A 14,023-nucleotide genomic window follows, 5' to 3' on the forward strand; every position below is an offset into this window, starting at 1 on the left:
CCGGCGACGACGCCGGGTGGGTCGCCCGACCGGCGGACGCCGGCATGGAGGGAGCACCACTGATGAGCAGCACACGGACGCGACGGCGGGTCGCGGCGGCCGGCCTGGCCGGTCTCGCGGTCTTCGCCGCGGGCTGCCGCGGCGGCGGGGAGGACCCGGCCGACGGCGGCAGCGGCGACGGCGGCATCGCCACCGACGTCGGTGTCACCAGCGAGGCGTGCCCGGAGGCGGTGAACCCGGACAACGGGTGCATCTACCTCGGCACCCTGTCCGACCTCACCGTCGGCCCGTTCGCCCCCGCCGGCCCGGTCATCGTGGCCGCCCAGGAGGCGTTCTGGCAGCGCGTCAACGAGGACGGCGGCATCGGCGGCTACGACATCAACGTGACCGAGTACGTGCGGGACAACCAGTACAACCCGCAGGTCACCAACCAGGTCTACCAGGAGATCAAGCCCGACATCCTGGCCCTGGCCCAGACCCTCGGCTCGCCGCCCACCGCGGCCATCGTGGAGGACCTGGAGGCCGAGCAGATCGTCGCCGCCCCGGCCGGGTGGACCTCCCTGTACCTGTTCCAGGACGCCATCCTGGAGTCCGGCCCGACCTACTGCGCCGAGGCCATGAACGGCGTCGACTACGCGGTGGAGACCAACGGCGCCGAGTCGGTCATGGCGGTGCACTACGCCGGTGACTACGGCGGCGACGCCGCGGCCGGCGCCAAGGTGGCCGCCGACGCCAACGGCGTCTCCTTCGCCAACGTGGAGACCACCGCGGGCACCGACAACCAGGCCTCGGCCATCGCCGCCATCGTCGAGCAGCAGCCCGACGTCGTCATCGTGTCGACCGGCCCGGCCGACATGGCCACCATCGTGGGCCAGTCGGTGGCCGCCGGCTTCACCGGCAAATTCCTCGGCTCCTCGCCGACCTGGAACGTGGCGCTGCTGGCCAGCCCGGCCGCGCCGGCGCTGCAGGCCTCCTACCAGCTGCTCGGCCCCTGGGCGCCGTTCGACTCCGACACCCCGGGCCACGAGGCCATGCGCGAGGCCGCCGAGGCCGCGGGCGCGACCCCGAACGAGTTCTTCACCTCCGGCTGGGTGTGGTCCTACCCGCTGAAGGCGGCGCTCGAGGCGGCGGCGGAGAACGGTGACCTGACCCGGCAGGGCCTCTACGAGGCCGCGGCCGGCCTGGGCTCGGTGGACTACGAGGGCATGCTGCCCGACGGGTCCGGCGACTACGCGGACGGCGCGGACTCCGCCGCCGTCCGGGTGACCCAGCTGTCCGCCCCGGACCCGAACGCCTCCACCGGCATCACGGTCTCCGAGGCCGACCTGGCGGGCCCGACCGCCGAGGGCTACGAGTTCGGCGGTCCCTGCTTCGAGGACGTCGAGCTCTGACGTCCTGAGCACCCCGGCGGCGGCCGGTCACCCTCCCCGGGGTGACCGGCCGTCGTCGTGTGCGGGTCAGCCCTCCCGGGCGGCGAGAAGCTGCTCGCGCAGGATGTCGGCGTGGCCCGCGTGGTGGGCCAGCTCGCGGAGCACCTGCAGGTACAGGGCCCACAGCGTCCGCTCGCCCCGGCCGTCGACCACGGCGTCCAGCGGCAGGTCGGCGACCGCGGCCCGCGACGCTGCGCAGCGGGCCTCGTGGGCGGCCAGCACGGAGGCGGTGGTGGCGTCCCCGCGCAGCACGAAGGACCGGGCCGGGGTGCTCGCCACCCCGAGCGCGCGCAGCGGGGTGCCGGTGACGGCCTGGCCGAACCACACCGCCTCGACGTAGGTGACGTGCTGCAGCAACCCGAGCAGGGTGGTGGCCGAGGGCACCAGCCGGGCGCGCGCCTCCTCCTCGGTCAGTCCGTCGACCGCCGCGCGCAGGTGGTCGCGGTACTCGTCCAGGAGCTCGTCGAGCCGGCCGCGCAGGTCCTCGGTCCAGGTGTCCACGGCCGCAGCCTGCCGTCGTGGGCGGCGCCGGGCACGTGCTCGTGCCGTTCCGACGACCCGCGCCGGGGCTCAGTCGAGGACCGTGTCGCCCCAGCGGTAGCGGGCGCGGCGCTCCAGGAGGAACGCCACGGCGTCGGCGAGCAGCCACGCCAGGGGGCCTGCCGCGGCCACGTCGTCCGCCACGTCCGGTGGGGCGACGTGGTAGCCGACCGTGCGGAGCTCGCCCACCAGGTGTGCCGTGCGGCCCAGGGCGACGACGGCGGCGTCGACGGGCGCGGGGTCGGGGCCGACCAGGGTGGTGCGCAAGTCGCGCCGAAGCCGCTCCGGGTCGGCCGGTCGGTACCTGGTCCGGCCCAGGCGGGGGTCCCGCGCCAGCCAGGCGCCGTCGGCGACCAGCGCCTCCGCGATCTGGTCGAGCCCGATCCGACGTTCGCCGAACCATCCCGCGAGGGCGCGTTCGGGCTCGACCTCGATGGCGGCCAGCAGCCCGTCGGCCGGCGCGAACCCGGTCGGCGTGGTGTCCAGCGCGAGGTGGTCGTCGGCGAGCCCCACCCGATCGGCCAACGCGAGGTCGACCACCAGCGCGCACCGGACGGCGTCGGCGGCCAGCAGCTGGGGGAGCAGGCGGCCCTTCCGGTCGCAGGCCAGCGCGGCGACCCGCGCGGTCGCTCCGGTGGCCCACTCCACCGGCGGAGGCTACCCAGCTTCGGTCGCATCAGCCGGTGGGCAGCTCGTAGGCCTGCCGGAAGCCGGACCTGGCGAGCGCGACGGACGACGTCGCGACGACCACCGGGGTCACGACGATTGCGGGGACGCGCCCGGCCGGCGCTCCGCGTGATCGCATCATGACCCGTCTGAGCTGGTCGTTCGTCTCGCGTCGCGGTAGACTTCGAACACCTGATCGAATGGGTGGGAGGGGTGGCGGTGACGGTCCTCGACGCGCCCCTGGACGCCCCCCCGGAGCTGGACGAGGTCGAGGACCTGCACCGGCTGCCCGCCGCCGACGTGCTGGAGCTGCTGGCCGGGTTGGTGGTCGAGCGCAACCGGGTCGATGCCCAGATCGCGGCGGTGACCCGGCACGCGGAGCTGACGGAGGCCGCCGAGCACGACGGGCTCGCCTCGATGCGGTCGTGGCTGATCGGGCACCTGCGGCTGTCGGCGGCCGAGGCCTCCCGGATCGTGCGGGCGGCCCGGCTGCTGGGTCACGTGCCGCACCTGGCCGCGGCGTTCGCGGAGGGCTCGGTGACCGCGGCGCAGGTCGACGTGGTGGCCGGGGCGATGGGGGAGTCCGACCGGGCCCGGGCGCAGGAGCAGGGCATCGACACCGGTGCCTTCAACCGGGCGTTCACCGCGGTCGCGGTGTCCTCACCCCACCAGTCGCTGGTGGTCGCGGTGCGGGCGTTCGCCGACGCGCTGGACCCCGACGGCCCCGAGCCCGACCCCACCGAGGGTCGGCGGCTGACCCTGTCCCGGCACGCCGACGGCAGCGTGAGCGGCCGGTTCGACCTCGACGCCATCGGTGGGGAGAAGGTCCGTACGGCGCTGGAGGCGGTGGTGCAGGCCGACCGGCCCGCCGGTGACCTGCGCACCCGCGCCCAGCGCCAGGCCGATGCCCTGGTGCAGCTGGCCGACAACCAGCTCGCCGCGGGGGAGCTGCCGGTGCTGCGGACGGTGAAGCCGCACGTGGTGGTCACCATCGCCGCGCAGGACCTCGTCGCCGAGGGCGCCGGGCCGGGGTCGGCGGCCACCGGGTTCGGTGCGGTGATCTCCGCGGCCCGCGCGCGGTGGCTGGCCTGCGACGGGGAGGTGTCCCGGATCGTGATGGGGCCCGATGGCACCCCGTTGGACGTCGGTCGGGCCCACCGGGTGGTTACCCCGGCGCTGCGGCGGGCGGTGGTGGCCCGGGACCGGGCGTGCGTGTTCGCCGGCTGCGGGGCGCCGCACCACTCGGCCGAGGTGCACCACCTGGTGCACTGGGCGCACGGAGGCCAGACGTCACTGGCCAACTCCGCGCTGCTGTGCGAACGCCACCACAGCAAGGTCCACCACGGCTTCCGCGTCTGGCGGGACCCCGGCGGCCGATGGCGCACCTACCGCCCTGACGACACCGAGATCATCATCGGCCCCCGCATCGAGTGAGTCGCTGCCGAGCCGGCGGGTGGGCCGGTCATGATCGGCGTCGTGGCACCGGACGGGGCACTGTGGTGGACGGTCGCGCAGCTGGTCGTGGCCGCCGTGCTGGCGGTCGTGTTCCACCGGTTGCGGGATCGACGACTGCTCTCCGAGCACGCCCACCTCGTCTTCCCGCGGGCGCTGGCGGTCGGGTACGTGGCCTGCACGACGGCCACCTGGGCGGCCAACGTCTGGGCGCTGGTGCTGCTGGGGCGTGGCAGCGTGCAGGTCGGCGAGGTCTCGCCGGCGGGCGGGGTCGAGGTGGTGATCATCGGCGTCCTCGCCATGACCTGCTTCTGCGTCGCGTTCGTGGTGTGGCACCGCCTCCGCGAGGTCGACGCCGAGCTCCACGGGCCGGTCGCCGACCTCGGGCGCTTCCTCCGGGTCGGGATGGGCACCGCCGTCCCCGCCGCCCTGAGGTCCCTGCGGCCGCCGCGGCGGGGTCGGGATCAGGTGGCCGGGTCGCGGTCGGGGTAGCGGGCGCGAGCCAGGGCGTAGACGCCGAACGCCGCGAAGCCGACGGCCACCGCGGTCAGCAGCCACTGGCCGGCCGGCACGTCGCCGATGGCGTTCAGGGCGCCGTCCAGGCCCGTCGCCGTCGACACGTCTCGGGTGACCGCGGCGAACACCACCAGCCCGCCCGCGACGGCGAAGGCCACCGCCTTGGCCAGGTAGCCGACCCGCCCCACCGCGGCGATCGTCGGCTCGTACCTGTCAGGTGCGGCGTCCAGGTCGATGTCCTTCATGAACCCGGCCGTCCAGCCGCGCCAGGCCAGGTAGGCGCCCACCCCGACCACGACCAGACCGCCCAGCACCAGCAGCGCGGCGCCGCCGGGGATCTCCAAGAGCTCGTCGGTCAGGTCCTGCGTGCTGTCCGTGGCGTCGTAGCGCGCCCCGACCGCGAACACCAGCGCCACCACCGCCAGCGCGCCGTACACCACGGCCTTGGCCACGCACTTCGCGCAGATGTAGGCGGCGTGCAGCCGACGGTCGGGGAACAGCAGCCCGGTCCACCAGCGCAGCACCTCACCGGCCTGCCACACCGCCAGCGACAGCAGCCCGAGGCCGATCACCCACAGCAGCACCAACCCGCCGGGCGACTCCGACACCGTCCGCAGCGCCCCCGCCTGGTCGGCGTCGGCGGCGTCGGGGTCGACCCGCCAGGCGACGGTGAACGCCAGCCACCCGATCAGCAGGTGCACCGCCCCGTAGGCCACCAGTCCCACCTGGGCCAGCCGCTCCAGCCACGGGTGGTCGGTGACCTCCCGGGCGTGGTCGGCCGCCGCGTGCGCGCGGTCGAGCCAACGGTCGGGGATGCGGGCGACCACCCGGTCCAGGGCCCGGCTCAGCGCAGGGGGCAGCTCCGCCACGCGTCAGGTGCGCTGCGGGTAGCGCGCGCGGAAGAAGCAGAAGACCCCGAACGCGGCGATGCCCAGCGCCACCAGGGTGAGGAGCAGCCGGCCGAACGGCGCCTGCAGGATCGTGTGCATCGCGCCGTCCAGGCCGGTGGCCTTCGACGGGTCGAACGTGATCGCCGCGTAGGTGAGCAGACCGCCGACGACGACGAACGCCGCGCCCTTGGCGACGTAGCCCACCTGGCCCAGCCGCCGCACCACCCGGACCTCCTGCGACGACGCCGACGAGGTGTCGATCTCGTCGAGGAACTTCGTCCGCAGGCCCTTGATCACCTGGTAGATGCCGACGCCGATCACGACCAGGCCCGCCACGCCGACGAGGAACCGGCCGCCGGGCAGGGCGAAGGTCCCCGACGTGGTCTGCTGCTGCTGGCTCGAGCTGGACGACCCCCCGCCCGCGGCGAACCGCAGCGCGGTGAAGGCGAGGAAGGCGTAGACGACCACCTTGGCGACGCACTTGACGATGCCGGTGACCGCCTTCTTCTTCGCGTCGCCCGACCCGGACAGCCCGCCGGTCCACCGCAGCACCTCGGTCAGCTGCCACAGCGCCAGCGCGATCAGCCCGATGCCGACCACCCACAGCAGCGGCTTGCCGAAGGGCTCGGACGCCAGCGTCTGCATCGCCCCCGACTGGTCGGTCGACCCGCCGCCCCCGCCCCAGGCCAGCTGCAGCGCGAGCCACGCGATCAGCAGGTGCACCAACCCGTAGGCGAGGAGCCCGACGCGGGCCAGGTGCTCCAGCGCGTCGGACCGGGCGACCCGGCCGGCGGTCTGCTGTGCGCTCATGGGGGACCTCCGTGCGGCTGCTGGGTGTGGACTGCGGCCCCGTTGCGGGCAGCGTGGCACAGCCGGAACCGTTCCGCCTGGCGGATGGGGGACACTGGGTGCCGTGACGAGCGCTGCCACCACCACCCCGGCCACCGCCCCCGAGCAGGCCCGCCGGTCCTGGCCGTGGACCGCCCTGCAGGGCGTCGTCCTGGTGGCGCTCGCGGCCGTCGGCGTCCTGGTCCCCGGCGCGGGCGTGCGGCTCATGGTCGGCGGGGTCGGGCTCGTGGCGGTCGTCCGCGGGGTCGCCGCGCTGCGGGCCGCCCGCGCCGGCCGGGTCGACCGGTCGACGGCCGCGCTCGGCGCCGGGGCAGCCTGGCTGGGCGCGGTCGCCGTCGTCATCGCCCTGCTCCCGTCGGTGGTCGCCACCTGGACCTGCGTGGTGGCCCTGGCCGGCGTCCTCGCCGCGTTGGTCGTGCGCGCCCGCCGCCGGGCCGTCGCCGGGGCCGCCGTGGCCGCCGTCGCCGTCCTGCTGGCCGTCGGTGCGGTCCTCGCCGGGGCGACCTGGCTCGCCGCGGTCGCCGTCCTGGCCGTCGCCGTGGTCGTCCTGGGCGCCGGGGTCATGACCGTCGCCGGGGCCCTGGCCCTGCGCCGGCTGGCCGCCCAGCCCGCCCCCGAGGTGCCCGCCGCGTGCACCGGGTGCGCCTGCGCCGGCGGCGGGTGCGGGGTCCTGCAGCGCGACTGAGCTCGCCTCCGACGCGCAACCGCGAGTTCATCAGGACGTCATGACGTCTCGGTAGCGTTGTGCCCGTCACACCCGACGAGCCCACCGGAGTACACCGTGACAACCGTGCGCACCCTCGAACGCGGCGCCTGGACCTGCGCCAACTGCCCCACCACCAACGAGGCCCACCGCAAGCGCTGCACCGACTGCGGCACCACCCGGCACTGATGCCGCAGGGGTGGGCCCGCACCGCGGCGGACCCACCCCACCCCGTCGGCCCGGGCTGATCAGCCCAGGGTCCACAGGACGGCCTCGCCGTCGCACGTCCCGGCCACCATAACCTCGCCACCACCGGTGGCGGCCACCGCGAGGGCGTCGCCGTCCCCGTCGCACAGCTGCAGCGACCGGGTGCCGACGACGACGGTCGGGGAGCCCTGGTCCAGGAACGCCACCACCGGGGTCCCGTCCACGGCCGCCGCACCGGACACCCGGGTGCCCAGGTCGCCGCTCACCTCCTCGCCGTCGACCCGCACGGTGCCGTCCTCGTCGGCGGTGACCGGGGTGCCGTCCGCGGTGAGCGCGAGCAGCTCGCCGTCGACCTCCCGCGGCTCGCCGTCGGGCCGCAGGCCGGCACCGAGGGGGACCAGCCGGCCGGTGGTGGTGCCGTCGGCGCCGTGCACGCCCACCCCGGCGACCACGCCGTCCCCCGTCGCGGCCAGGCCGAGCAGCTCCACCGAACCGACGTCCTCGCCGAGGTCGAGGTCGACCTCCTCGCGCACCGCGCCGGTCACCGGGTCGACCGCCAGCACCCGTGCGGACACCCGGTCCTCGCCCTCGGCCAGCAGCAGCACCTCGCCGTCGCCGGCGGCGGCCAGCACGGGGATGCCGCGCGGTGCGGTCTGCGCGGGGTCGACCTGCAGCGGGCCGGCGGTGCTGCCGGCGACCGGGACCAGCGCCAGCAGGGGACCGGTGGCCACCGGGTCGGCGACCAGCGCCGCCGCCACCGGGTCGCCGTCGACCAGCACCACGTCGGTCGGCAGGGCGTCGCGGACGGCGGTCGCGGAGTCCGCGGTGACGACGGTCGAGGTGGGTGAGCCGACCAGCAGCACGGCCCGGTCGTCGCCCTCGGCGGCCAGCCGCGCGGCGGTCACGCCGTCGGCCGCGGTGCCCAGCTCCGTCTCGTCGACGACCTCGAGCTGGCCGGCCGGGGAGGTCGACGTCGTGGTCGAGGTGGTGGTCGACGGCGTGGAGCTGCTGGCGGGGCCGGCGCCGTCGGCGAAGGAGGTGCAGCCGGCGGCGAGCAGCGCGGCGGCGGGCAGGGTCATCAGTCGTCGGCGCACGCCCCATGGTCGCCAGGGCGGGCGCTCAGCGCAGGACGGCGGCCTGCGGTCCCTCGCCGTAGCCGCAGTCGCCGAGCACGACCAGCACGGCGCGGTCGGGGGAGGCGGCCATCGAGCTGCGGGCGTCCCGGCAGACGTCGGTGCTGCCGAGGAAGCGGCCGGCCGTGGTGTCCAGGGTGGCCACGTCGCCCGGCAGACCGTCCACCCGGCCGAGCAGGTGCACCCGCTCGCCGTCGGGGGTGACGGCGACGTCCACGACCTCGGCCGCCAGCGCGGTGACCCGCCGCGGCTGGGTATCGCCGGGCCGGACCTCGAGCAGGGCGGTGTCAGTGCCCGGCAGCCGCTGGCCGACGACCACCCAGGCGGTGCCGGCGGCGTCGACGTCGAGCGCGAAGAAGGAGCCCGGCTGCGCGCTGGTGGACGCCACCACCCGGCCGGTCTCGACGAACGCGGCGTCGAGGGTGACCAGCGTCGCCGTCCCGTCGGCGATGCCGTCGCCGCGGTTCGCCAGCAGCCGCAGGCTCCCGTCCGGGGCGACGGCCAGCGCGACCGGCCCGACCGCGCCCTGCCCCGGCAGGTCCACCCGCCCGCTGCCGGTCGGCTGACCGGTCGCGGCGTCGGCCCGGGCCAGGTCGACGCCGCCGCCGTTCGGGGTCAGCAGCAGCACGTCGGGCCCGTCGGGCACCACGCCCGCCGGGTCGCCGGGCAGCACCACGGGGGCCGCGACCGCGCCGGCCGGGTCGACCCGGACCGCCAGCGGACCGGCGTCGCCGAGGCCGGTGACCAGGGTCGAGCCGTCGGGTTGCCCGATGACGCGGGTCGTGCCCGGCACCAGCGCCGGCAGGGTGAGCGGAGCCGCGCCGTCGCGGAGCAGCAAGGACGGCGCGCCGGGCAGCAGGACGGTGAGCGAGCCGTCGTCGCCCACCGCCGCGGCCGACGCGCCCTCGTAGCCGGGGTACGGCGTGGCCGTGGGCAGGTCGACGGTGGCCTGCACCGTGAACACCTGGGGCTCGTCCCGGTGCTCGGGGGACGGCGAGCCCGCGACGGTGCAGCCGGTCAGCAGCACCGTCGCGGCGAGCAGCTCAGTACGACGTCGACCCACCGGCGCCCTCGGACTCCGGGACCTCCTCGCCGGCCGCCACCGGACCGGGCGGGGTGCCGTCGCCGAAGGGGGAGCCGCCGAGCTCCTCGCGGTGGTGCGGGGTGAGCCAGACCGAGGTGTCCGGCCCGACCGGGACGACCTGCGTCGGGTTGATGTCCTCGTGGACGATGTAGTAGTGCCGCTTGATCTGCGGGAAGTCGGTGGTGTCGCCGAACCCGGGGGTCTGGAACAGGTCCCGGGCGTAGGCCCACAGCACCGGCATCTCGGTCAGCTTGGTGCGGTTGCACTTGAAGTGGCCGTGGTAGACCGCGTCGAAGCGGGCCAGGGTGGTGAACAGCCGGACGTCGGCCTCGGTGATGGTGTCGCCCATCAGGTACCGGCGTGACCCCAGCCGCTCGCTCACCCAGTCCAGCGCGGTGAACAGCCGGTCGTAGGCCTTGGCGTAGGAGTCCTGGTCCCCGGCGAACCCGCAGCGGTACACCCCGTTGTTGATCTCGGTGTAGACCCGCTTCATGACGTCGTCCATCTCGTCCCGCAGGTGCTCCGGGTAGAGGTCGGGCGCGCCGTCGCGGTGGAACGCCGTCCACTCGGTGGAGAAGTCCAGCGTCATCTGCGCGAAGTCGTTGGTGACCACGGCCTTGGTCGGCAGGTCGACCATCGCCGGCACGGTGATGCCGCGGGGGTAGTTGGGGTCGCGGGCGAAGAAGGCCTCCTGCAGCCGCTCGTAGCCCAGCACCGGGTCGCGGCCACCGGGGTCGAGGTCGAAGGTCCAGGACCGCTGGTCGTGGGTGGGCCCGCAGATGCCCATGGAGAACGCCTGCTCCAGGCCCAGCAGCCGGCGCACGATCGTGGCGCGGTTGGCCCACGGGCAGGCCCGGGCGACCACGAGCCGGTAGCGGTCGGCCTCCACCGGCCACCCCTCGGACCCGTCGGCGAGGATGCGGTCGGTGATGTAGTTCGTGTCGCGCTCGAAGGACTTGCCGGGCTCCACGTAGCCCTTGTCGTTGCTCACGGTCGCAAGCCTCGCTCAGTCGGCGTCGGGTCGCTGGGCGAGGTGCTCCTCGCTGACCTCCCACAGCCGGCGGGCGTTGTCCGGGTCCAGCGCGTAGGCCTCCACCCCGGTGCGGCTCTGCTCGTCGGCGCCCCGGGTGCGGGCCTCGTCGCAGTCCTCCAGGTAGTGCCCACCGGTGGCGAACTCCGGCGCGACGGCGGCGACCAGGGTGGTGGCGGCGCCCTGCTCGGGGGTCTTGAAGGTGACGGTCCCCTCGCGCTGCGCCTGGGCCCAGCCGTCGATGACGTCCTGGGAGACGTGCCGCTGCAGGTTGGTCATGATCCCGCCGGGCATGAGGGCGTTGGCCACGATGCCGTCGTCGGCCCAGCGGCGGGTGGCCTCGACGGCGAGCAGCACGTTGGCGGTCTTGGACTGGCCGTACGCCTGCCACGGGTCGTACTCGCGGTGCGCGAAGTGGATGTCCTCGAAGTGCACGGGGCTGGCCAGGTGGCCGGTGGAGGAGACCGACACGATGCGCGCGCCGTCGGCGGCGGCCAGGGCGCCGTGCAGGCCGGTGGTGAGGGCGAAGTGGCCGAGGTGGTTCGTGGCGAACTGGGTCTCCCAGCCGCGGTCGGTGAGGGTGAGCTGCGGCAGCGCCATGACGCCGGCGTTGTTGACCAGCAGGTGCAGCGGGCCGTCCCAGTCGGCGACGAACGCAGCGACGGAGTCCAGGTCGAGCAGGTCGAGGCGGGCGACCCGGACCGAGGTGTTGCCGGTGGTGCCGACGACGTCCTGCGCGGCGGCGTTGCCCTGCTGGGGGTCGCGGACGGCGATGGTGACCTCGGCGCCGGCCGACGCCAGCGCCCGCACGGTCTCCGTGCCGATGCCCGACCCGCCGCCGGTGACGACGGCGCGGGTGCCGGTGAGGTCGTGCCCGGCGACGACGTCGGCGGCGGTGGAGGTGGCGTCGAACGCGGTGGTGATCAGCGGCATGGCCTCAACTCTGCGCCAGCCCGCGACCGAGGGCGACCGCGTGGGTCAGCCGGAGCGACCCGGACAGCCACACCAGCACGTCGTGCAGCCGCAGCGGGGTCGCACCCGTCGCCGCGGACAGCTCCGCGAACGCGGCGGCGTTGGCCCGCAGCTCCCGGTGGACGACGGCGTGCAGGTCGCTGTCGCCCTCCTCGACGTGCGGCAGCAGCTGCAGGCGGGTGACCCGGTCGACGTGCGGCACCAGCCCGGGGTGCCGGTGGTGCAGGGCGGCGGTGAGGTGCGGGAAGTCCGGCTCGTGCTGCACGGTGCGCAGCGCCGCGCCGACCGTGCCCGGCTCGCCCAGCACGGACAGCTCGTCGTCGGGCAGGTCGCCGAACGCCCGGCCGGCGGCCCGGGCGACGGCCGCGTCGACGACCGGCCGCAGCCGGGCCAGTGCGTCGGCGACCCGCGCCCAGCCGCTCGGGTCCAGTCGCCCGTGCAGGCCCTCGGCGGCGAGCAGGTCGGCGTCGTCGGAGCCGCCGGCCAGCTCGTCGAACCGGGCCCAGCCGAACGCCGGGACGTCCACCCAGCGGCCGGTGCGGGTGCCCGGCGGACGGAACCACAGCGGACGCCGTCCGTGCCGGTAGCCCTCGACGGCGGCCGCGGCGACGTCGGCCGGGATGGGGTCGGGCCCGGCGCTGGGGAGGCGGAAGGAGCTCAGCCGGTCACCTCGTGCACGTCGAAGTGCACCATCGTGGCGCCGCCGGTGGCGAAGGTGCCGACGTCGGCGCCGGCGGCCCGGCCCTCCTCCGACGACATGCCGGCGCCCATCGCCTCCTCGGACTCGAAGTCCAGCTCGGCGACCAGGTAGGCCGGGCACGGCGAGCCGTCCATGGTGGCGGGGTGACCGGTGGAGAACCGGACCAGCCCGGGGATGGCGCTGGCCAGCCCGGCGTGCACGTCGCGGTAGTGCGCGTCGAAGGCGGCCGGGTCGGTGGGCTGGCCGTAGGTCACGAGCAGGCGGTGGGTCACGGTGGTCCTCCGGGGGCCGGCCCGGGCTCCGCTGCCCGGGGTCGGCCCATCAGACCACGGGTCAGGAGCGCCGGCGCAGCAGCGCCGTGGCCCCCGCGACCAGCCCCGCACCGGCGGCCGCGGCCACCGCACCGTGGTACCGGCTGGCCCAGATCTGGGCGTCCCAGGTCCACTGCTGGTCGGAGAACCGGCCCTCCGCGCCGTAGTCGCGGCCGGCGTCGGCGGGCTCGTGCAGGTTCACCGGGTCGGCGGCGGAGGCGTCCTCGTCGGTGAGCTGGCCCTCGATGCCGTTGCGGGCGAGGTACCAGTCCATGAACTGCGGCCACACCTCGTTGCCCAGCACCGTGTAGACCGTCGGCGTGCCGATCCACCACGCCCGCCGGCGCGGGTGCTCGGCGGCGTGCACCATCACCCGGCCCATCAGCTCGGGGGCGTAGATGGGGGCGACCGGCTGCGGCTTCTTGGGCATCTTGTTCAGCACCCAGCTGAACTGCGGCGTGTTCACCCCGGGCAGGTCGACCCGGGTGATGTGCACGCCGCTGCCCTCGGCCTTCAGCTCGGTGAGCAGCGACTCGGTGAACCCCTTCACCGCGTGCTTGGCGCCGCAGTAGGCGCTCTGCAGCGGGATCCCGCGCCGGCCCAGCGCGGACCCGGTCTGCACGATGACCCCGCGGTCGCGGGGACGCATCCGGCGCAGCGCGGCCATGGTGCCGTGCACGAACCCCAGGTAGGTCACCTCGGTGACCCGGGCGTACTCCTCCGCGGTCAGCTCGTGGAACGGGGCGAAGACCGCGGTGAACGCCACGTTGACCCAGACGTCGATCTCGCCGAGCTCTGCCTCGACGCGGTCGGCGGCGGCCTGCACGGCGTCGGCGTCGGCCACGTCGACCGGCACCACCAGCGGCGTGCCGCCGGCGGCACGCACCTCCTCGGCGGCCGCGGCCAGGCCGGCCTCCCCGCGGGCGAGCAGGGCCACGCGGTCACCGCGGCGGCCGAACTCCACCGCGGTGGCCCGGCCGATCCCCCCGCTCGCTCCGGTGACGACGACGGTGCGGGGGCTGCGGTTCTCGGGCACGAGCGACTCCTGGGCGGCCGGGGCTGGACCCCGGCCGCCTACCCCCGTCGCCGGGGGGTTCACTCAGAACGGGTCGGGGTCGTTCGCGCCCGCACGGGTGCCGGTGCCGTCGAGGACCTCGCGCGCGTAGGTGCCGTGCTTGCCGCCGGCGTGCGCCTCGGCCTCCAGCCGCTCGCGCAGGTGGGGGTAGTGGAGCTCGAAGGCGGGGCGTTCGGAGCGGATGCGGGGGATCTCGACGAAGTTGTGCCGCGGCGGGGGGCTGGAGGTGGCCCACTCCAGGGAGTTGCCGTGGCCCCAGGGGTCATCGCGCAGGGCCAGCTGCCCGTACTTCCAGGACTTCACCACGTTGTACAGGAACGGGATGGTCGACGCCCCGAGCACGAAGGACCCGATGGTGGAGATCGTGTTCAGGGTGGTGAACCCGTCGGTGGGCAGGTAGTCGGCGTAGCGGCGCGGCATGCCTTCGGCACCCAGCCAGTGCTGCACCAGGAACGTGGCGTGGAA

15 protein-coding genes and 1 pseudogene are annotated in these 14,023 nt (G+C 75.4%); 4 read left to right on the plus strand and 12 right to left on the minus strand.

All coding sequences use genetic code 11. From position 1 onward, the window contains the following. The first annotated feature begins 62 nt into the window (after positions 1 to 62). A complete protein-coding gene (locus BLT39_RS21005) occupies positions 63 to 1,391 on the plus strand; it encodes an ABC transporter substrate-binding protein (RefSeq protein ID WP_165640354.1) in 1,329 nt (442 codons plus the stop codon). 66 nt (positions 1,392 to 1,457) lie between these two features. Here the strand turns inward: BLT39_RS21005 and BLT39_RS21010 are convergent, their stop codons facing one another. After that, positions 1,458 to 1,931, minus strand: coding sequence for a DinB family protein (locus BLT39_RS21010; protein ID WP_091068949.1), 474 nt, complete (start codon positions 1,929 to 1,931; stop codon positions 1,458 to 1,460). A gap of 69 nt (positions 1,932 to 2,000) precedes the next feature. Further along, positions 2,001 to 2,618 (minus strand): GOLPH3/VPS74 family protein, encoded by a 618-nt coding sequence (locus tag BLT39_RS21015; protein WP_091068954.1) that lies wholly within the window; start codon positions 2,616 to 2,618, stop codon positions 2,001 to 2,003. 237 nt (positions 2,619 to 2,855) lie between these two features. Here BLT39_RS21015 and BLT39_RS21020 point away from each other — a divergent pair, with 237 nt between their 5' ends. Both BLT39_RS21020 and BLT39_RS21025 read left to right on the plus strand, forming a co-directional pair. Continuing rightward, positions 2,856 to 4,070, plus strand: a complete 1,215-nt coding sequence (locus BLT39_RS21020) for an HNH endonuclease (RefSeq protein ID WP_242658595.1) — start codon at positions 2,856 to 2,858, stop codon at positions 4,068 to 4,070. A gap of 42 nt (positions 4,071 to 4,112) precedes the next feature. Beyond that, positions 4,113 to 4,580: a hypothetical protein gene (locus BLT39_RS21025; protein WP_131801532.1), complete on the plus strand. Its 468-nt coding sequence runs from the start codon at positions 4,113 to 4,115 to the stop codon at positions 4,578 to 4,580. Here BLT39_RS21025 and BLT39_RS21030 read toward each other — a convergent pair. Then, a complete protein-coding gene (locus BLT39_RS21030; protein ID WP_242658596.1) occupies positions 4,553 to 5,473 on the minus strand; it encodes a DUF1206 domain-containing protein in 921 nt (306 codons plus the stop codon). The two genes, BLT39_RS21025 and BLT39_RS21030, sit on opposite strands and share 28 nt — an antisense overlap. Positions 5,474 to 5,476: 3 nt before the next feature. After that, positions 5,477 to 6,304: a DUF1206 domain-containing protein gene (locus BLT39_RS21035; RefSeq protein WP_091068961.1), complete on the minus strand. Its 828-nt coding sequence runs from the start codon at positions 6,302 to 6,304 to the stop codon at positions 5,477 to 5,479. A gap of 103 nt (positions 6,305 to 6,407) precedes the next feature. Here BLT39_RS21035 and BLT39_RS21040 point away from each other — a divergent pair, with 103 nt between their 5' ends. Further along, entirely contained in the window at positions 6,408 to 7,028 is a 621-nt protein-coding gene (locus BLT39_RS21040; RefSeq protein ID WP_091068963.1) for a hypothetical protein, read from the plus strand. A 266-nt stretch (positions 7,029 to 7,294) separates the two neighbouring features. On the opposite strand, the gene BLT39_RS21045 is transcribed toward BLT39_RS21040, so the two are convergent. From BLT39_RS21045 to BLT39_RS21080, 8 genes and pseudogenes are all read right to left on the minus strand, one after another. Then, the gene (locus BLT39_RS21045) at positions 7,295 to 8,332 is read right to left on the minus strand and encodes a hypothetical protein (RefSeq protein ID WP_091068966.1); all 1,038 of its coding nucleotides are present in this window, start codon (positions 8,330 to 8,332) and stop codon (positions 7,295 to 7,297) included. A 40-nt stretch (positions 8,333 to 8,372) separates the two neighbouring features. Beyond that, on the minus strand, positions 8,373 to 9,449 hold the full coding sequence (locus BLT39_RS21050; RefSeq protein ID WP_131801533.1) for an NHL repeat-containing protein: 1,077 nt from the start codon (positions 9,447 to 9,449) through the stop codon (positions 8,373 to 8,375). Further along, complete coding sequence (locus tag BLT39_RS21055; protein WP_091068972.1) at positions 9,430 to 10,461, minus strand: glutathione S-transferase family protein; 1,032 nt, start codon at positions 10,459 to 10,461, stop codon at positions 9,430 to 9,432. The genes BLT39_RS21050 and BLT39_RS21055 overlap by 20 nt, the downstream gene beginning before the upstream one ends. A 15-nt stretch (positions 10,462 to 10,476) precedes the next feature. Further along, positions 10,477 to 11,433, minus strand: a complete 957-nt coding sequence (locus BLT39_RS21060) for an SDR family NAD(P)-dependent oxidoreductase (protein ID WP_091068975.1) — start codon at positions 11,431 to 11,433, stop codon at positions 10,477 to 10,479. Between the two features lie 4 nt (positions 11,434 to 11,437). Next, positions 11,438 to 11,998: a DUF6308 family protein gene (locus BLT39_RS21065; protein WP_242658597.1), complete on the minus strand. Its 561-nt coding sequence runs from the start codon at positions 11,996 to 11,998 to the stop codon at positions 11,438 to 11,440. 131 nt (positions 11,999 to 12,129) lie between these two features. Continuing rightward, complete coding sequence (locus BLT39_RS21070) at positions 12,130 to 12,444, minus strand: EthD family reductase (RefSeq protein ID WP_091068979.1); 315 nt, start codon at positions 12,442 to 12,444, stop codon at positions 12,130 to 12,132. 61 nt (positions 12,445 to 12,505) lie between these two features. Then, a complete protein-coding gene (locus BLT39_RS21075; RefSeq protein ID WP_091068983.1) occupies positions 12,506 to 13,519 on the minus strand; it encodes an SDR family oxidoreductase in 1,014 nt (337 codons plus the stop codon). A gap of 63 nt (positions 13,520 to 13,582) precedes the next feature. After that, positions 13,583 to 14,023 (minus strand): annotated as a pseudogene (locus BLT39_RS21080) (cytochrome ubiquinol oxidase subunit I); the annotation flags it as partial.

Source organism: Klenkia brasiliensis, from assembly GCF_900100695.1.
Taxonomy (GTDB): domain Bacteria; phylum Actinomycetota; class Actinomycetes; order Mycobacteriales; family Geodermatophilaceae; genus Klenkia; species Klenkia brasiliensis.